Origin of the sequence: Mesorhizobium ciceri biovar biserrulae, assembly GCF_001618845.1 — a bacterium.
Lineage (GTDB): Bacteria > Pseudomonadota > Alphaproteobacteria > Rhizobiales > Rhizobiaceae > Mesorhizobium > Mesorhizobium ciceri.
The window spans coordinates 1,175,586-1,194,754 of sequence record NZ_CP015064.1 but is presented as its reverse complement, the minus strand read 5'-3'; the positions used below and the strand labels follow the sequence as shown (position 1 = coordinate 1,194,754).

The 19,169-nt window shown below is 59.7% G+C and carries 13 protein-coding genes and 1 pseudogene; 8 read left to right on the top strand and 6 right to left on the bottom strand.

Annotated features, from left to right (window positions below):
• Nucleotides 1-74 precede the first annotated feature (74 nt).
• Nucleotides 75-2,420: a 5-methyltetrahydropteroyltriglutamate--homocysteine S-methyltransferase gene (metE, locus tag A4R29_RS05250; RefSeq protein WP_063173587.1), complete on the top strand. Its 2,346-nt coding sequence runs from the start codon at nt 75-77 to the stop codon at nt 2,418-2,420.
• Between the two features lie 663 nt (nt 2,421-3,083).
• A complete protein-coding gene (gene tdh / locus A4R29_RS05245; protein WP_063171379.1) occupies nt 3,084-4,118 on the top strand; it encodes an L-threonine 3-dehydrogenase in 1,035 nt (344 codons plus the stop codon).
• A 227-nt stretch (nt 4,119-4,345) separates the two neighbouring features.
• Here the strand turns inward: tdh and A4R29_RS05240 are convergent, their stop codons facing one another.
• Nucleotides 4,346-5,383, bottom strand: coding sequence for a cytochrome-c peroxidase (locus tag A4R29_RS05240; RefSeq protein ID WP_063171378.1), 1,038 nt, complete (start codon nt 5,381-5,383; stop codon nt 4,346-4,348).
• 534 nt (nt 5,384-5,917) lie between these two features.
• Here A4R29_RS05240 and A4R29_RS05235 point away from each other — a divergent pair.
• Both A4R29_RS05235 and hemN read left to right on the top strand, forming a co-directional pair.
• Nucleotides 5,918-6,385, top strand: a complete 468-nt coding sequence (locus tag A4R29_RS05235) for a Ros/MucR family transcriptional regulator (RefSeq protein ID WP_063171377.1) — start codon at nt 5,918-5,920, stop codon at nt 6,383-6,385.
• A 204-nt stretch (nt 6,386-6,589) separates the two neighbouring features.
• Entirely contained in the window at nt 6,590-7,927 is a 1,338-nt protein-coding gene (gene hemN, locus A4R29_RS05230) for an oxygen-independent coproporphyrinogen III oxidase (RefSeq protein ID WP_063171376.1), read from the top strand.
• Nucleotides 7,928-8,401: 474 nt separating this feature from the next.
• On the opposite strand, the gene A4R29_RS35610 is transcribed toward hemN, so the two are convergent.
• The 3 genes and pseudogenes from A4R29_RS35610 to A4R29_RS05215 form a co-directional block, all read right to left on the bottom strand.
• Entirely contained in the window at nt 8,402-8,821 is a 420-nt protein-coding gene (locus A4R29_RS35610) for a prephenate dehydratase domain-containing protein (protein ID WP_366212697.1), read from the bottom strand.
• Nucleotides 8,772-8,987, bottom strand: a pseudogene (locus A4R29_RS35605) (prephenate dehydratase domain-containing protein); the annotation flags it as partial. The pseudogene A4R29_RS35605 and the gene A4R29_RS35610, both read right to left, overlap by 50 nt.
• 510 nt (nt 8,988-9,497) lie before the next feature.
• Nucleotides 9,498-9,710, bottom strand: coding sequence for a cold-shock protein (locus A4R29_RS05215; protein WP_008874821.1), 213 nt, complete (start codon nt 9,708-9,710; stop codon nt 9,498-9,500).
• Nucleotides 9,711-10,471: 761 nt separating this feature from the next.
• Between A4R29_RS05215 and A4R29_RS05210 the strand changes: the two genes are divergently transcribed.
• The 4 genes from A4R29_RS05210 to A4R29_RS05195 all read left to right on the top strand — a co-directional run bounded on the left by A4R29_RS05210 (nt 10,472) and on the right by A4R29_RS05195 (nt 16,856).
• The gene (locus A4R29_RS05210; RefSeq protein WP_063171373.1) at nt 10,472-11,776 is read left to right on the top strand and encodes a M16 family metallopeptidase; all 1,305 of its coding nucleotides are present in this window, start codon (nt 10,472-10,474) and stop codon (nt 11,774-11,776) included.
• A gap of 1 nt (nt 11,777) precedes the next feature.
• Nucleotides 11,778-13,163 carry a M16 family metallopeptidase gene (locus A4R29_RS05205; RefSeq protein WP_063171372.1) on the top strand — a complete coding sequence of 462 codons (1,386 nt, stop codon included), beginning with the start codon at nt 11,778-11,780 and terminating at the stop codon, nt 13,161-13,163.
• Between the two features lie 966 nt (nt 13,164-14,129).
• A complete protein-coding gene (locus tag A4R29_RS05200; protein ID WP_063171371.1) occupies nt 14,130-15,605 on the top strand; it encodes an NAD-dependent succinate-semialdehyde dehydrogenase in 1,476 nt (491 codons plus the stop codon).
• 477 nt (nt 15,606-16,082) lie between these two features.
• Entirely contained in the window at nt 16,083-16,856 is a 774-nt protein-coding gene (locus A4R29_RS05195; protein ID WP_063171370.1) for an HAD-IIA family hydrolase, read from the top strand.
• A 1,449-nt stretch (nt 16,857-18,305) separates the two neighbouring features.
• On the opposite strand, the gene A4R29_RS34945 is transcribed toward A4R29_RS05195, so the two are convergent.
• Together A4R29_RS34945 and A4R29_RS34940 are read right to left on the bottom strand one after the other, a co-directional pair.
• Nucleotides 18,306-18,557, bottom strand: coding sequence for a DUF2285 domain-containing protein (locus A4R29_RS34945; RefSeq protein ID WP_244506907.1), 252 nt, complete (start codon nt 18,555-18,557; stop codon nt 18,306-18,308).
• The gene (locus tag A4R29_RS34940) at nt 18,550-19,113 is read right to left on the bottom strand and encodes a transcriptional regulator domain-containing protein (protein WP_244506906.1); all 564 of its coding nucleotides are present in this window, start codon (nt 19,111-19,113) and stop codon (nt 18,550-18,552) included. The genes A4R29_RS34945 and A4R29_RS34940 overlap by 8 nt, the downstream gene beginning before the upstream one ends.
• Between the last annotated feature and the right edge of the window lie 56 nt (nt 19,114-19,169).

Here is a 19,169-nt window from a genome sequence, read left to right as displayed (position 1 = left end):
CCGGCCTGCTAGCGCCTTCCTTGTCCCCGCCCCAACCATCGGGGTATGGAATGAATGTCTCCCGGCAAGTTCCCATAGCAACGCTTGGCGTGCCGCGTATCGGTCGCCGGCGAGAACTGAAATTCGCGCTCGAAAGCTACTGGTCCGGAAAATCGTCTGCTGCCAACCTTCTGGCGACGGCGAAGGCACTGCGTGCCGCCAGTTGGAGCGAGCAGCACGACCGCGGCGTGTCGAAAATCCCGTCGAACGATTTCTCACTTTATGACCATGTGCTCGACACCGCGGCAATGGTCGGCGCCGTGCCAGCTCGTTACGGCTGGACGGGCGGCGAGGTCCCGCTCGACATCTACTTCGCGATGGCGCGCGGCACGCAAGGCGATACCGCGGGTTGCGGACAGGCCAGTCACGGGCATGCAGTTCAGGGGCAGCGCGTAACCGCGATGGAAATGACCAAATGGTTCGACACGAACTACCACTACATCGTGCCGGAGCTGGGCGACGATCAGACATTCGCCCTCTCGTCAACCAAACCAGTCGATCACTTTCTGGAGGCAAAAGAGCTCGGCATCCATACACGCCCGGTCATCCTTGGACCGGTGACCTTCCTCAAGCTGGCGAAGTCTCCCGATCAGGGCTTTAATCCCATAGCGCTGCTACCGCGGCTGCTGCCCGTCTACGAGCAACTGCTGCAGAGGCTGGAGCTCTCGGGGGCCGACTGGGTGCAAATTGACGAGCCGGCGCTTGTGCTCGATCTCAACCCGAACGAAAGAGCTGCCTTCGAATTCACCTACGGGCAGCTGTCGAAAGCCGCGCCCAAGTTGAAAATTATGCTGGCTACCTATTTCGGGCCGCTGGGAGACAATCTCGAGACCGCGCTTTCGCTGCGCCTGGCGGGCCTGCATCTCGACCTCGTGCGCGCTCCCGAGCAATTGGAGACGATTGGTCGGCTCGCACCGAAGGATCTGGTGCTCTCACTTGGCCTGATTGATGGCCGCAATGTCTGGCGCGCGAACCTGACCGCCATTCTCGACCGCATCAAGCCGGTCATCGCCGGTTGGCCGCTGGACCGCGTCGAAATTGCGCCTTCCTGCTCGCTGCTTCACGTGCCGATGGACCTGCGGATGGAGACCGCGCTCGATGTAGACGTCCGTTCGTGGCTGGCATTCGCCGCCCAGAAGACTGAAGAGCTGCTCGTGCTGGCCCAAGCCTTGTCCGAAGGCTGGGAGGCCGTAACAGGCGGGCTGAAGGCTTCTGATGAGGCGGCCGCCGCGCGCGCAATGTCGACAAAGGCCCATGATCCGCTCGTCCGCGGGCGAGTCAGCAGCATTGACGGCGCCATGAAGCAACGAAAGAGCGCATTTGCCAAGCGCTCGAGAGTCCAGGCTGACACGCTCGCCCTGCCGTTGTTCCCGACGACGACCATCGGGTCCTTCCCGCAGACGCCCGAGGTGCGCAGGGCACGCTCCGCTCATGCGAAGGGTCGGCTGAGCTATATCGACTATCAGACCTTCCTGAAGAAGGAGACTGAGTGGGCCGTCCGTTGGCAGGAGGAGATCGGGCTCGACGTGCTGGTACATGGCGAGTTCGAACGAAACGACATGGTGCAGCATTTTGGCGAGCAGTTGTCCGGCCTCGCCTTCACCCAGCATGGCTGGGTGCAAAGTTACGGCTCCCGGCTCGTGCGCCCTCCCATCATCTTCGGCGACGTATCGCGGCCCAATCCGATGACGGTTCTCTGGTGGCAATTTGCCCAGTCGCTGACGAAAAAGCCGGTGAAGGGCATGCTCACTGGCCCAGTGACGATTCTTAACTGGTCTTTTGTGCGCGACGACGTACCCCGTGCCGAGGTCTGCCGCCAGATCGCATTCGCCATCCGCGATGAAGTGGCCGACCTCGAAAAAGCTGGCGCAAGGGTGATCCAGATCGATGAGGCCGCGTTTCGCGAAGGCTTGCCCCTGCGGAAGTCCGATTGGAAACATTATCTCGGCTGGGCTGTCGAATGCTTCCGGCTCGCCTCGACGGGTGTAGAGGACGCGACTCAAATTCACACCCACATGTGCTATTCGGAGTTCAATGAAATCATCGACTCGATCGCTGAACTGGACGCGGACGTGATTTCAATAGAGACGTCGCGCTCCAAAATGGAACTGCTGGACGCCTTCACCAAGTCCAAATATCCGAACGAAATCGGTCCCGGCGTCTACGATATTCACTCACCACGTGTCCCAGAGGTCGGCGAGATTTTGCATCTCGCCCAACTTGCTCGCGAGCGACTGTCGGACAGCCAGCTGTGGGTGAATCCGGACTGCGGCCTCAAGACAAGGAAATGGGAAGAGGTCCGCCCTGCCCTCATCAACATGATCGCTGCAGCCTGCGCGCTGCGGGAGAAGGTGCAGGCGCAGGCCGCTGGGCCACTGTGACCGGCAAACATGTGACCCGCGGGCCTCGCGGATAATTTGAAGCAGAAAGGACGGCATCGAAAAGCCGCGAAGACGTCGGTCGACGCGTGCGAGTCCACCCTTGTCGTCCAGCCGAAGGCCGCTGGACGGCTGAGCGGCGGGGCAGGATTTGGGACGCCGATTCTGGTCCGAGGACGGATGATTTCGGCCACGAAATGGAGGAAGGCGGTTTTGTCCGTGAGCTTCTGCCTCACAGGGCCAGCGGCCGACAGACGCGAGGGATCAACGCTTGCAGATGCCGCCTGGGCACTGGCACTATCGAGATATCGGCGGCGAGGTCGACCCATCAAGAGCGTCGGTGTCGATTTGACTGCGTCGCATGTGGCGGACATCGACAAAATAGCCATACCGCCCAGCCGCAAGCTGCGACCATTCCTCATCGTTTGAATTGAAGCCGGCTGCATCTGGCACGGCGTGTGCTCCGCTCCTGCTGAAGTTCCGCTAGGACAGAGCTTTTCACGCGCGCACGGCTCGCGGTGGTGTGTTGCTTCGACACAAACGCCCCCGTGGACATTACGATCGGTCCAAGAATTCAGCTGTGCTCCTCCGAGCCTATCTTTCCGTCATGCAGGCTACCCGAGCAGTCGGGAGGAGTGGAACCAACCAAGTTGTAAGGAGCACCTGATGTCTAACATGATGAAGGCACTGGTGAAGGCCAAGGCCGAACCGGGCATCTGGATGGAAGAGGTGCCGGTGCCGGAGATCGGCCCTAACGACATGCTGATCAAGATCAAGAAGACGGCGATCTGCGGCACCGACGTGCACATCTACAATTGGGACCAGTGGGCGCAGAAGACGGTGCCGGTGCCGATGGTCACCGGCCATGAATTCGTCGGCACGGTCGCGGATTTCGGCGCAGCGGTCACCGAATACAAGGTCGGCCAGCGCGTGTCTGGCGAAGGCCACATCGTCTGCGGCCATTGCCGCAACTGTCGCGCCGGGCGAGGGCATCTGTGCCGCAACACGCTCGGCGTCGGAGTCAACCGGCCCGGCGCCTTCGGCGAGTATCTGGCGATCCCGCAGCACAATGTCATGCCGATCCCCGATGATGTGCCCGACGAGATCGCGGCGATCTTCGATCCGTTGGGCAATGCCGTGCACACGGCACTCTCCTTCGATCTGGTCGGCGAGGACGTGCTGGTTACCGGCGCCGGGCCGATCGGGATCATGGGCGCGCTGGTGGCGCAATGTGTGGGCGCGCGAAAAGTCGTCATCACCGACATCAACCCGGTGCGGCTGGCGCTGGCCAAAAAACTCGGCGTCCAGCATGTTGTCGACGCCTCGAAGGAAAAACTGCGCGACGTCATGCCGGCGCTCGGCATGACCGAGGGTTTTGATGTCGGCCTCGAAATGTCAGGCGCCGCCCCCGCTTTTCGCGACATGATCGACACCATGAACAATGGCGGCAAGATCGCCATCCTGGGCATCGCGCCGACCGGTTTCGAGATCGACTGGAACAAGGTCATCTTCAAGATGCTGCATCTCAAGGGCATCTACGGCCGCGAGATGTTCGAGACCTGGTACAAGATGATCGCCCTGGTGCAAGGTCCGCTCGACGTTTCCGGGTTGATTACGCACCGCATCGGCATCGACGATTTTCAGGCCGGCTTCGATGCGATGCGCAGCGGCAGTTCCGGCAAGGTGGTGATGGACTGGTAGGGCGATGGCCGGCGTGATTTTGCGAAGGTGGTGACGGGACACCTTCGCCTGCCGACGATCTCCTCGCGCGGGAGCATGGCTGGTGCAACGCAATGGCACCCCTCCAACGTGCGCCGCTCAACCGTGGGGGGCGTATCGCGGCCCTATCCGACCACGCTCGTGGCAGGTCGCCCAAATCGGGCAACAAATGGTGACGGCCCCGACGTGATCGTCTTCTTCCCCCATGCCTAGGATCGAGGCCGAGGTGTCCCGGGCGTTTCAGGCGGTAAGATGGGATATGTGATCTCCGGTCGCTTGCCGGTCAGCGAATGAAGGTACGCAACGATCTGATCGATTTCGATATGCGTTAGCTCTTGGCCAAGCTGGGTGGTGCCCATAATAGCGACCGCCTCTCTCAGGTCCCAGACCTTGCCCGAATGAAAGTATGGCGCGGTGATTGCTACGTTGCGCAGCGACGGCACGCGGAAAACATAGGAATCCTCTGGTACGCTGGTGACGGCAAATCGTCCCTTGTCGTTCTCCGGCAGAATGTCGGCGCTAGGCTTCTCAACGAGGCCGAATGGATAATAACCATCCCCACCAAGATTGACACCGGAATGGCAGGACGAGCAGCCCTTTTCGATGAAAAGGGCCAGGCCCTGTTTCGCTTCGGGGCCGATGGCGGTGTCATCGCCATTGAGGTAGGCGTCGAAGGGGGCCGGCGTGACCAGCGTCGCCTCATAATCTGCGAGTGCGGTGGCTAGGTTATCGAAGGTGAGGGGGTCGGCCTCCCGCGGGAAAGCTGAACGGAACCACTCCACATATTGCGGCATCGATTTGAACGTCTCGACCACTTGGTGCGATGTGTTGGCCATCTCGGCACCGGCCTGTATCGGCCCTTTGGCCTGAGCTTTCAGGTCTTCGGCGCGACCGTCCCAGAACTGCGATTTGTTGAAGACAGAGTTAAACACCGTCGGCGCGTTGCGCTGCCCCTTCTGCCAACCATGGCCAATCGAAGTTTCACGATTGTCGTCGCCCCCGGTGGCCAGGTTGTGGCACGAGTTGCAGGAGAAAACGCCTGAGGACGAGAGGCGTGGATCGAAGAACAGGGCCTTGCCGAGGGCAATCCTCTCCGGCATGCTCGGGTTGTTGGTGACCTCCGGGATGAATGGCAAGGGCTTGAACATGGCCAGTGCCGTTTCTCTGAGGTCTGGCGGAATGGACTGCGCAGCAAAAGCTGTGGCTGCCGCCAACGCAACAGCCCCCGCAGGAAATAGAATTTTCATAAATGGAGTCCTTACGATGTGCACGGAAACCACTCTCCACATGCGGCCCGGGAACGCCCTGCGCTAGATCAGCGGATCGAGGGAATCGTGCCTGCGACCAAGCCGATCGAGCGCCGGGACAGTGACTGCGATTCATCGCCCCGACGGCGGATTCCAATGGTGAGCGCGCGCGCAATCGCTGTGTTCGCCTGAGGTTTGGTCGGTTCCGTGTCCCGTCGCCACATGCTGCCGCAACGCCAACCTGTTCATACGCGCAAGGTTTCTGCCCCCAGGGCATGCACGGCTCATAGTGCTTTTAAGGTTTCTGCGTCTTGCGTTTGCAATTCAGACCGACGCGATCGGGACTGAATGGCGGATATGGGCGCAGTTATGGACAGCGGTTGACGCGCCGATCAGTGTCACGACAGCGTGAAGTGGCGCTATAGACCTCAATCCTGGCCGAGCAACGAACAATCCTGTCGCGAGATTTGTTGCTTTCATCAGAAATCACCACTAGAAGCGACCGCTCCGCAGACCAATCCACCGGAGAGTTTCATGCCAGAAGAAGACTTTGAAAACGCCAACAACCTCATCGACCTTACCGCGGATGTTGTCTCAGCCTATGTTTCCAACAATCCCGTGCCGGTGGGCGAACTGTCTACCCTGATCGGCCAAGTGCACGAAGCTTTGAAACGCACGGCATCTGGTCGCGTCTCGCCACAAGAGCCGACGGTGTTGACGCCGGCCGTCCCGATCAGGAAATCGGTGACACCGGACTACATTGTCTCCCTTGAGGACGGCAAGAAATTCAAATCGTTAAAGCGTCATCTGGCGACCCATTACGGGCTGACCCCCAACGAGTATCGCGCCAAATGGGGTCTGCCATCAGACTATCCCATGGTCGCGTCGAACTACTCGGCTGCGCGCTCTGCGTTGGCCAAGACAATGGGACTCGGCCGCAAACCGAAAGAGCCTGAGGTCTCGACGCCCGAGAAGCGGTCTAGAAAGAAGGTACCAGCGTGACTTCCCCAATCCAGACCCGTTGTGGGGCTGGCGGCTCGATCAGCAAGATGTGAGCGAAACACTCGAAAGGCGGGATCAAGATCCCGCCTTTTTCCGTGCACGGTGTGATGACATGCCGCGAACCGGAATGGAACTGACATAGCGCAGAGACACAGGAGACCGCAGCGGTAAAAGGACCAACTTTTCAGCTTGGGACGGAAACCGTTGCAGACCTCTATCCTGAAAGAATATCGCGAGGCTCTCCTGCCTTGGTACACCATCTATCCGACTGTAGCGGAGTTCACCGCCAGCGTCGGGGCCGAAAGCTATGAGGATTGGCTAAGAGGTCTGCCTGCTGACGATTCGGTGTCGCTCTATCTCCACATTCCATTCTGCCAATCGATTTGCTGGTTTTGCGGCTTCCCGACCACGATTGCCCGCAATCAGGGGCCGATCCTCAACTATGTGGAGATTCTGCGTAACGAGATCCGTTTGGTCTCGGAGAAAGTGCAGCAGGGGCTCGTGGTTAACGACGTGCATTTTGGCGGTGGAACCCCGACCCTGATCGGGGCAGCCGAGTTCCTGGCCACTATAGAACTCCTGCGCCACCGCTTCGCGTTCAGGGAAGCCGCCACGATCGCCGTCGAAATTGATCCGCGCACCTTCACAGCCGAGATCGCCGAAGCGTTGGGAGCAGCGAACGTAAGCCGCGCGAGTCTGGGGGTGCAGAGCTTTGATCCGATCGTTCAAAAAGCGATCAACCGGGTCCAGAGCGAGGCGCAGACGGCCGCTGCCGTCGAAAAGCTGCGCCGGCACGGCGTGAGCGGCATCAACTTCGATCTCATTTTCGGTCTCCCGAACCAGACGCTAGAGTCCTGCGTCCAGACTGCGGCGGCGACTGTCGCCATGCGTCCAAGCCGACTTGCGGTGTTCGCCTACTCCCACATTCCATCGGTGATAAGAAATCAGCGCCTGATCGAGAAGACTGCGCTGCCGGACAGCGTCGCCTGCGCCGAACAGGCTGCCGCCGTGGCAGAGACGCTGGTTGCGGCCGGCTACCGTGAAATCGGCCTCGACCATTTCGCCTTGCCGGACGACGAACTTTCGCTGGCGCAGACCAGCGGTCGCCTACGGCGTAACTCGCTGGGTTACTCGGCCGACACCTGCAGAACCCTGATCGGCTTCGGCGCGTCCTCTATCGGGCGGGTCGGCGAGGGCTACGTCCAGAACGAGGTGACACGTGAGTCCTACATCCGGCACATAGCAGTTGGCCGTCTGGCAACGTCAAAAGGCTACCGACTCACAGATGAAGACCGCGCGCGAGCCACAATCATCGAGCGGCTGATGTGCGATTTGCAGGCCGATGTGCCGGCAATTTGTGCGGCCTATGGATTCGATCCAACTCGCCTTCTCGATTCGGCTGCTGAACGCCTGGCGAAGCTGGCCGAGGATGGGATAATGGACATCGAAAAGGGTTTCATCCGGGTGCGTCAGGAACATCGCTTCGTAATTCGCGCTGTTGCTGCCGCATTCGATGCTTTTCTCGACCGGGCTGTCCCATAGCACAGCCAAGCATGAGGGGGCCAAAGCGATAGCTCGTGCCAAACGGCCTTCTCGTAAAGCCGCCGCAGGCCCCCGTCACGGCGCCCTGCGCGGATTAAGCGTTTGACGTTCCCGAATGGGCGAGCTTGCCGTAGGATCATAGTGTGACAACGGTGACTGGTTCGCGCCCGATGGGTCGACATCCGTGCCTATGAATACCACTGTTTCGCAGGCAAGAAATTGGGTCGACGAAAGATCGTCGGCGCGATGATCTCGTCCACTTCCCGAGGCACGCTCGTGCACATCGCATGAAACTTCGATGCGGCGGTCCCCTGTTCGTCAGTAATGAGGATCAACAGTTTTGGGACTATGGGCGGAAACTAGCCTAAGCCAGCTAATAGCGACGTGGTAGGATCCGAGAATTCTCAGGCCACCAATCTCCGCCAATGCGGCCAGCGCCGGGTGCGGCAAAACGTGGCCTGCGACATCGAGGACCTATTGATGGCTGTCCAGCAGCTCGCATATCGGACGCTGGTAGACATTGAGCACGGCTAAATTGTGCTTCGAGAACCTGGGCAGGACACAACTGAGATTTTGCTCTGAAACGCGGAGGTGAAGTTTTGTCCGGTCAAATCCTGTTGGCGCAGGGCTCCTGCGCCCGAGCACCCACCAACGCTCAACGTTATGCAGGCCTTCTTCAATTCCTGCTCGCAATATCTGCAGATTGTAGAGCTCGGCACCAAGAGCAGGACCGCATGCCGCTATCGAGGGAGAGTTTTGCTCAGCCAGGAAACATGTCGCTCCCCCACGGCTCTCTCGCTCGACGTGGGGCATGTTCTCGTCGAGCCACCCCGGCCACCTCCTGCAGGGCCACGGGGTGGCCGACCACCTTAGTGGCCATCGAGAAACTCGCATCTCTGCTGGCCATCAGGCTGTAGCTCAGGATCTTCGTGTACTCGGCTATGATCCTGGGAGACGTCAAGCGCAGAACTTGGTCGAAGTAGGGAGTGGCTCCGACCAGAGAGGTCATAGCTGGGACGCATACGACGTCGACGCAGCCATTCTCATACGCTTCGAACAATCCGTCGCCGAACGGGATGAGTTCAACTCGGTCACCAAGAGGTCCAGCGAGGATTGATGGGACCAGGTCCCCTCAGGGCCAATGTACCCTGCCCTCTTGATTGCGGAGGTGTCGATGGCTGGAGGCTGGCTGAATTGCTCCTTCATTTCCTCGGCACGATCGATCGAGAATGCGTCAGAGCCCTCATTCATGAAATCACACGCACGGGGTTCATGACCGAACATATAGCAGTGATTGGTGTGAGGCGACCCGGCCCACAAGAAGCCCGCAGCTTGATCTCATTTGTTCTGATACGCGCGGTCGCCGTCGGCATCTGCTACGTAAGAACTATTGTAGACAATAAGAGGGCTGGGACCCGCTCTCTTCGCTTGCAAAAATCTGTTTCAGCAGAACTTAGCAGATTGCCGCAATCCCCCGCCCGGTCAGCGGGAGATCCGTGTTCTTGCCCGCTCATATGGCGCGGTCAGTGGCCCTTCTGCCCGGCTCTTGCCGGGCAGAAGCAGAAAAAGATCAGCCAGCTTTGCTGAGACTGCCTGCGGAGGACTTGCCGGTACGGCGGTCCTGTTCGACCTCGTAGTTAATCTTCTGGCCCTCATTGAGGGTCGAAAGGCCCGCTCGTTCGACAGCGGAAATGTGTACGAAAACGTCCTGACCTCCGTTGTCAGGCTGGATAAAACCGAATCCCTTGGTGCTGTTGAACCACTTCACCGTTCCAGTCGCCATAACGTATTCCTTTGTAACCATCCAATGTAGACAGGCTATAAGCCAGGTCCGCTTCATATCCGAGATTTTAGGGACAGCAAAAGCGAAAATAGCAAAAGCCCCGGTCAAATCGCAAATCGGCTCGAGAGCTCCATCGTGACCGCCTGTCGCAGACAGCGTCTCCCGCTGGCGCTCCGAATGGCAAACACAAGTTCTGCAACGCTCCGGTAAATTCAAGAACCGCGTCTATCGCCGGTTCGGAGCCGTGTTAGGGGACCACCGATCGGCCGATGTTAGCAAGAGCACGCTGACGACCAGCAACTGCGCGCTAACGTCACCATATTCGCGCCCCTCTGCGAAGGATGCACCTAGCAACTCTTAAACTCCCAGGCGGTGTCTGACGTCGGACAATGTCAGGGGTACCGCAACACAGATTCCGGTGGATCGCATCGCCGAAACGGCTTTCCTCATCTGGCACGGCTCGTGCGCGGGTTTATGCAAACGCGCAGGAGAGACGTCCCATGATCCCCAAACAGAAAAATGCCGTCCCACCTTTCGCCGACCTACTCAAAATTGACACCCGAGCGGGGCCTGGCAGCATTGTCAGGGCTCGTCTGGACCGGCGCTGCCCACCGATCCGCCTTCTCCCCGTGAGGGCGCCAGGGACGCAGCACCTTGAAAATGACGGACAACTCACTTCCGTTCGAGCCTTGTCCATCGCCCCGTCACCAAAACCGAAGCGACCGTCTGCATGGCTGCGGGGGGCACTTTTTGCGACCGCTATGGCATTTCTGACGACCGAGCCTGCGGCGGCTGCCAATGGCATCAAGGCAACGAATTTCCTGCTCGAAAATGGCATGGAGGTTGTCGTCATACCCGATCACCGCGCGCCCATCGTCAAACATATGCTGTGGTACAAGGTCGGCAGCGCCGACGAGCCTCCGGGCAAATCCGGCATCGCGCATTTCTTCGAGCATCTGATGTTCAAAGAGACGGCCGATCACGGCGCCGGCGAGTTGGACCGCGCGGTGGCCGAGATCGGGGGCTCGCTCAACGCCTTCACCTCTTACGATTATACTGCCTTCTACGAAATAGTGCCGCCTTCGGCACTGGAGCAGATGATGAGCTACGAGGCTGATCGCATGCGCAATCTCACCCTCACAGATGACGTCATCGACGCCGAGCGGGACGTGGTCCGCGAGGAGCGTCGCCTGAGGGTCGACAACAATCCGCAGGCGCTTCTCGATGAGGAGGTCGTCACGACGCTTTGGCAGAGCCAACCTTACCGCATCCCGGTGATCGGCTGGATGCATGAGATCGAGAAGTTGAATCGCAGCGACGCCATCACGTTTTATTACAAACACTACTGGCCGAACAATGCCGTGCTGGTGGTGGCGGGCGATGTCGAACCGGAGAGCGTGAGGGCGCTTGCCGAGAGGATCTATGGCAAGCTCCCACGTGGACCTGAGCTGCCGACGCGTGAGCGCGCCTCTGAGCCGGTGCAGAACACCAAGCGCGTATTGACGCTGAGCGACGACCGCGTTTTGGTCCCCCTCTTCTCCAGACATTGGGTCGTGCCGTCCTATCGCACCGCCGAGCCTGGCGAAGCCGAAGCGCTGGACCTCTTGGCGGAGATCCTCGGCGGCGGCAACCGAAGCCGGCTTTACCAGGAGCTCGTTGTGGAGCAAGGCATAGCCGCCGCGGCCTACGCTGATTTCCAAGGCAACATGCTGGATGCTGGCAAGTTCAGCATCCGAGGCTGGCCGCGCGGCGACGCCGAGCTTGCGGATGTCGAGGCTGCCGTCGACGCCGAGATAGCGCGCATCGCCAGCAACGGCGTCACCAACGACGAACTGGAGCAGACGAAAAACCGCTATATCCGCTCGTTCATCTTCGGCCATGACGAGCAGGGCACCGTCGCCCGCTTGTATGGCGCCACGCTTGCCACGGGCGGCAATGTGAAAGACGTCGAGGAATGGCCGGACCGCATCCGCAAGGTCACGGCCGATCAGGTTAAGGCCGTGGCGGCCCGCTACCTCGTGTCTGACCATTCGACAACCGGCTATCTCCTGCCCAAGGAAAATTGACATGATGACGAACCTCTACCGCAGGGCCATTCCACAGGCATTGCCCTCTCCTTTTGGACAAGGCTGGCGCCTCGCCTCTTCGCTGGCTGTGCTTTGCCTTGCCATTTTGTTCCTCACTCTCCCGGCACTTACCGCGCGTGCTGCCCTGAACATCCAGGAGGTGAAATCTGAACAGGGGATCACCGCCTGGCTGGTGGAAGACCATACGCTGCCGATCATCACGCTCCAGTTCGTGTTCGACGGCGGCACAAGTCAAGACCCGGCCGGTAAGGAGGGGCTTGCCGAATTGATGGCGGGCTTGTTCGACGAGGGCGCAGGCGATTACGGCGGCGACTCCTTTCAGGTGCGGCTCGATGATGCCGGCGCTGAGATGGGCTTCCACGCGGGGCGTGATGGCATTCATGGCTCGGTGCGCATGCTTTCCCTGCGCCAGGACGCCGCTTTCGATCTCATCAGGCTCGCGTTGAACAGGCCCCGCTTCGATCAGGAACCCTTTGATCGAATCCGCGCTCAGCTTCTCTCCGGCATCATCGCCAACGAGCGCGAACCTCACGCTATCGGCGAGGATGCCTGGCGGCGCAGTATCTATGGCACGCACCCGTATTCGAGGCCGCCCGAGGGCACCAAGGAAAGCCTGACCCGCATTACGCCCACCGATCTAAGCGCCTTCCACAAGGCCGCTTTCGCCCGCGGCGGGCTGCACGTCGCGGTCGTGGGCGACATAGATGCCAAGTCCCTGAGCGCAAGGCTCGACGAGTTGTTCGGCGATTTGCCCCCGAACCAGACGCTTGCGCCGGTGCCTGATGTCACGCCGAAGCTCGGCCGGTTGACCTGGGTCGCATACGCCCTGCCCCAGACTTCGCTCCGGCTGGCTTTTCCCGGCATCGGGCGCACCGAGCCGGAATTCTATGCTGCGCAGCTGATAAACGATATATTAGGTGGGTCATCTACCTCACGGCTGTACCGGGAAGTACGCGAACAGCGTGGCCTTGCCTATGGTGTCTCCTCTAGCTTGGGAAGCCACCAGCATTCCAACACGCTTGTCGTGGCCACATCGACGCGCGCCGACAGGGCGGCCGAGACGCTCGGCCTGATAAGACAGATAATCAAGGAGCTGGCGGACACGGGCCCAACAGCGGCCGAGCTCGATGCGAGCAAGAAGCATCTGATCGGCGCCTTTACTATCGACCATCTGGGTTCCTCCAGATCTATTTCAGCCACGCTTCTCGCGTTGCAACTTGACAAGCGCGGCATAGACTACATTCAACGGCGCCAGGCCCTCATCCAACAAGTGACGATCGACCAGGTCAGGGCGGCGGCGAAGAAAATGCTTTCGGCCGAGCCCGCCATTTTGGGCATTGGCCCGGGGCTTGCCCCAGCCCCGTGACGACCAGCAGTCTCGCGCTCTGCCAGGGTCCGCGCTGATCGTCTTCGGAACTGCGTAAATGCCGAGTGGCTAACCATTGGCAAGCAAGGGATTCCAACTTTCCCGTAAGACGCGAAGTTGGGATCTCTGTTTACGTGGGAGCCGGTCGGGAGATCGAAGGAGCTCTTGGCAGGGAAAAGAAGTAGCCCAATGAGCGTCAGCGCTTGCGCCCAGGCAAAGGGCCGAGACACGGGCCGGCTGCAATGACAAGATCGGTCAAGACGGCAGCCGGCGAAGTGCCACACGCAGATGGCGGGACACGGGACTCCACGGCCCCCGACGAGAAGTGCTGTTTTCCAACTCGGGATCGTCACCTGCTGTGGCCGAAGCGCACCCTTGCGGTTCGGTGAGCCTGCCAGAGTATCCGACATACTCCGCAACCAGGTTCGTTTCTTTTGAGCATTTTATGGAGCCACCTATTGGGTATAGCCGTTTCTCTCACTGATTCAACGTAATGCGCGATCTAGGCTAGTGCCCTGTTCGCACAAGCGGCGGCGGCGCCGACTTCCGTTCGGAGTCGCGACTTTACTAGGGCTGCCGGACCGATCGATCTTTCCACACGAGCCTCAACCGGTGCCCAGAAGAAGCTTGGAAGAAGCGTGCAGAGCAACTTTTTGGAAGGAAGCTCCAGACCCCAATTTTTTGTTCAGTGATCGTTATACAATCAGCCTCACCTTAGCATTGGCCCGAGGACTCCGATCTTGATCCGCAGCGCTGGCCGCGGTGGGGAAGCCGATGCCTGTTGTTCAGCTCGCACCTCTCGTGAACCGCGAGTCATCGACAGAAGAATAGAAAATTCTAGCGGTGAGCTGAGTGCAATGGTCTACCAGCCGTCTGGCCGAGGCCCTATAAGCAACCCGAAGGTGCGGCGTACCAATCGACGCCCTGTCGACATACATATCAGCCGAATTTGAGAGGAATCCGGTATTGCCCCTGTGCCTGCCGATGATCCGCCACTTGAAATCCCCGGACCTGTTTGGCGCCATTGATCGCTTGCCGGCGCTCGGCACGCCGATTAGCGAGCGGACATTCGAGGTCCTCAATCCGTCGAGCGGTGAAGTCCTGGCGGCACTTCCCGACATGGGTGTGGAGGAGACACGCGCTGCGATCGACAGGGCCTGTGTAGCGCAGCCTCGATGGGCGGGGCTGACCGCCCGAGAACGCAGTGACGTTTTGTGGCGATGGCATGAGCTGATCATTGACCACGCCAATGATCTTGCCGCGATACTCACTGCAGAGATGGGCAAGCCGTTTGCCGAAGCCAAGTCGGAGGTTTCGCACGCGGCAGCGTATTTGCAATGGTACGCCGAAGAAGCCAATCGCATCTATGGCGAGACGATCTCCGCACCGTCGACAGACCGTCGCATGCTGGTGATCAAGCAGCCCATCGGTGTGGTCGGCACGATTACGCCATGGAATTTCCCGGCCTCGATGGTGGCGCGCAAGATCTCGCCGGCCCTGGCGGCGGGCTGCACGATCGTGCTTAAGCCTGCTGAACAGACGCCGCTCGTGGCAGGTGCAATGTTCGCCCTCGCCCACCAAGCCGGCTTTCCCGACGGCGTGGTGAATCTAATTTATGCGTCTGAAGGTGATGGCGTCGGACGTGAACTTTGCTCCAACCCGAAGGTCCGAAAGATCAGCTTTACAGGCTCGACCGAGGTTGGCAGGCTGCTCATGCGCCGGTGTTCGGACCAGATCAAGAAGGTCAGCCTCGAGCTCGGCGGCAATGCGCCGTTCATCGTCTTTGACGACGCCGATATCGACGCTGCGGTTGACGGCGCGATCCAGGCGAAGTTCCGCAACGCCGGGCAGACCTGTGTTTCAGCGAACCGTCTTTACGTCCAATCGAGCGTTCACGATGAGTTCGTTGAAAAATTCGTGGAGAAAGTCCGGTCTTTGTCGGTTGGCGACGGCTTCGCTCCGGCAGTGGACGTCGGACCGCTCATCGACGTGCATGCTTTGGCAAAGATCGAGTCCCACATCGCAGATGCCGTTGCCAAGGGTGGCGCAATTCGATGCGGTGGGGAACGCATCGGCAAGGATGGGACCTTCTTCAAACCCACAGTCCTCACTGAAATCACCAGCATTATGGCGGTTGCGCAAGAGGAGACTTTCGGGCCGCTCGCCCCGATCATTCGCTTCCATGATGCGGATCAGGTTGTGCGTGAGGCCAACGACACGATCTACGGTCTCGCCGCTTATTTCTATGCCTCGAATCTGAAGCGTGTTTGGCGCGTTGCCGAGGCATTGGAATACGGCATGGTTGGCATCAACACCGGGCGTATGTCTTCGGAAGCGGCGCCCTTTGGCGGCATGAAGCAGTCCGGCATTGGGCGAGAAGGATCCCGCCACGGGCTCGAAGACTACCTCGAAATGAAATACCTCTGCATGGGCGGCATCTGATCTCTATGTGGATGGATACCTCAGGCGCAAAATGAACCAAAGGCATGAGCGAGCGCTTTGGCGAACCTTCTATTGGCTGGTTTCGGGGTCGTTCACCGCGACCCGCGGCCTGTGCGCCTTAAGTGAGATCTAGACGCCCAGCTACCTTGAACCCCCTCTACGGCGAGGAGGCAAGGCGCCGCTAGCAGACTGCAGGTTGCTCATCCTATGCAAGCGCGGCACGTCTCGCCAGGCTAGTGGTTCACAGAAAATAGAACGCGATTGTCATCAGCCGACGGTGCATGGCGTCCGCAGGGTCCGCGGATGCCACCGATACGTTTACGCCGCAGCCTCCCTATTGCCGCACGGCCAATTGAGCGCCCTTCGCGCATCGCTCTCATTCGGTACAGTCGCCGGCATTCTCGCCTGGAGAAGATTCAGTGACACAAGACGTGCCCAGGCCGTGCATGCACGAAAGACATTGAGGGTTGAGATCCAATGATTAAAGCGCATCTGCTCGACATGGACGGGGTCCTGGTCCGGGGCGGTCAACCGATTGCTGGCTCCGTCGGCTATGTCGCCGCGCTAATCGCCAGGGGTGAGCCGTTTCAGATCTTCACCAATAACTCGCGCTTCACGCCCGAAGATCATGCCGAGCGTCTAAGAGCGGTCGGCTTCGCCGTGCAGCCAGAGCACATCTACACCTCGGCGCTCGCCACGGCGCGGTTCATGGAACTGCAAAAGCAGGAATCATCTGCCTATGTCATCGGCGACCACGGTCTCGTCGAGGCCCTGCGGCAGGCAGGCTGCCGGATAACGGAGGTTGCCCCCGAATTCGTGGTCCTCGGGGACACGATTTCGTACCATTACGAGCAGATCGCAACTGGCGCCGAGCTTGTGGCCAGGGGCGCGCGTTTTCTCGCCACCAATCCGGATGCGACTGGCCCGACCGAGCGGGGCTCCCATCCGGCGTGCGGGGCAGTCGCAGCACTAATCGAGAAGGCCACCGGCCGTCAGCCCTACTTCGTTGGCAAGCCGAACCCGTTCATGATGCGCAACGCGCTCGATCGGCTGGGAGTACGAGCTGTCGATGCGATCATGGTCGGTGACCGCATGGACACCGACGTGCTTGCAGGGCTGGAATCGGGCCTGAAAACAGCCCTTGTGCTTACGGGGGTGACCAAACGGGCTGACATAGAGCGGTTTCCATTCAGACCGGACTACGTGGTCGAGCGCCTTGCCGATCTGGGCCAGATCGTAGCGAAACAATAAGCCCAACGACCACTACACGAAAACTGAACGCTCCCGCTACATTCCGAATGACGGCCGTTCAGCCTGGGCATTTTCTGGAGCAACAGCTGGCCGCAAAGAAAGTGATAAGCGAGACAACCTAGTTGAAGTACACCCATGTAGTCCAATGCAGGCCGTTTCTGGTCTCTATGAAGCAAGCAGTCTTCGACCGAAGAGCCGCATGCGCCGAAGTAGGCTGCGTCCAGCGAATGCGTCAGGTTGGATCGAACCAGATGCGTTCGCTGCGAAACTCACGCCCGTCCGCTGTCGTGGCTTCAAACAACAAGAAGGGAGTCATTCAACCACTGGATTTTGACCCATTTTCTTCGCCGCGTGCTTTCGGAGGCGATCCTATACGTGGACGCAGGTTGTTGGTCGTATCGCATCGCTTTGAGAGACGAGTTTGTCGAAGTCGATCTGCTCACCCATTGGCGCATAAATTCCACAGCCCGTAAGGCGTGGGCGCGTTGCTCATTAGGGAGTGGTTGCGCCTCACTTTTGTGGTGAACAGGACGGGCAACAGCGCGGCTGCTGAATAGCGCAGCAGCCGACGGACTGCCGAGGAATAGGCGGCTCGGCGGCTGCGGGTAGTGAGCGGCATCGAAGCGCTTCAAGACAACTTTCAATTGAGCAATCGCCTGCCGCATGTATTGGGTTCAAGCATCGCGCCTTCCAAATACGTGCTCCTTGACCAATTCATGGTGTGACACCGATGCGATCGCGAAACCTGTCTCTCCACAGGTTCGCCTGCCGCGCTCACGCTCCGTCGCGTGTGCTGACGAGGATCAGCTATGAGGTGCCAAGACTACGCTGCGAGTGAGCCTTTCCGCATTTACTTCAAAGGCGGATCTCGGGTTGGCAACGGCCAAAATAGTCGCTGCCGTGAACACAGAGCCACAACGACCGCGCTCGAAGTCTGACAATTTATTCAGGCCTTGCGCTTCATTCACGTAATCATGTCAGACGCAGCGCCACGTTCCGCCACCTCAACTTTCGGCACCAAGCCCGCATAGTCGGAAGCGAAACATTGCGTGTCTGATTTTAAAGTCCTGAACGCAAGCACGGCTGAACCCGCATGCCCGGCAGGAGACTGAGCTCGCTGCCGGGCCGGGTACGCCTTGGGAGGTGGCGTAAGTCCGCGACCTTCGTGGAGGGGGGAACCACTCAGTCCGCGCGTTTTGCTAGCGCGCATGTTCCGTGCCAAGGCAAAAATCGTTTTAAAAGACCCGACGCGATAGGTTTTTTCTCTGTTGCGTACTCGACATTGTCACCTATCGGACAATGTCTAACGTGCCTCTCAGCATCGACCGACGCCTGAACCAGAGCGCACCTCTTAAGGCCGTTCCTCTCCAAGTCGACTGACGAACTGGCGGTGACCAGTTGTAGCTTCGAACTGTTCGCCGGCTGATGTACAAGTCGGACTATCCCTTTTCAAAGAAGGAAATCCCTGTACCCTCCATGCATGAGGGCGCGGCCACGAGTGACAGCGCGGCGAATGCGGTCGCGCAGATGATCGCGAGGATCCCTCCAGTCGGCATGGACGCGCCGTTGACCAATCAGCGCTTCAGCGAGCTCGCGATGTGACGCCCCAGCAAGCGATCCGTCGAGCGCACGAAGAACGAAGGTCAAACGGAGACCCCGTTTTTCCGGCGGAAACAAGCGGGCGGGCAGGTGCTCACCCAAGTTTAGGGCATTGAGGCACTTGAGCGCCCTCAGGCGGTGCTTCGAAAGGGTCGCGGGCCAAATGGCCTCGGTCCGGAGGCAAACGGGGTGCAGGATATCCGCGCCAGAGACGGCGAGCTGGAGCGTATGCTCTGCGTTGCGAAGAAGAACATGCTGGCCCTTGTCTGGCGCCAGCAGGACCGCCGCACGGCATGGCAATGCCGAGAGCTCGAGCGGCCTTGTCGCCGACCGAGCAGACAGCTGTTCTGCAATCACCGGCAGCACGTAAGCGCACCATAGCGGAGACCAGAATACGACCGAATTGCGCCCGTAAGACTCGGCGAAACAGGACGCCCCACCGTGACAGGTTACCGGTCGACGAGACTACGTCGAGAGAGGGTCCGTAGGACAAAGTACTGGCGTGCTGGCTTGCAGCGATCACGTCGCGCTGGAATGCTGGATTGCGACGTAAGAACTCCCAGGCCCACTCGCGCGGCGTCAGACCAGCAGTGTAATCGTATGATCTTTCATCGCGCCAATCCGCCTCGTCTGCGCCTTTCACGAGAACTGCAGGCATTGTTGTGCTCCCCTGCCCGCCCCCAGGCAAGTCGAAACATCACGCCAGCTAGCGAA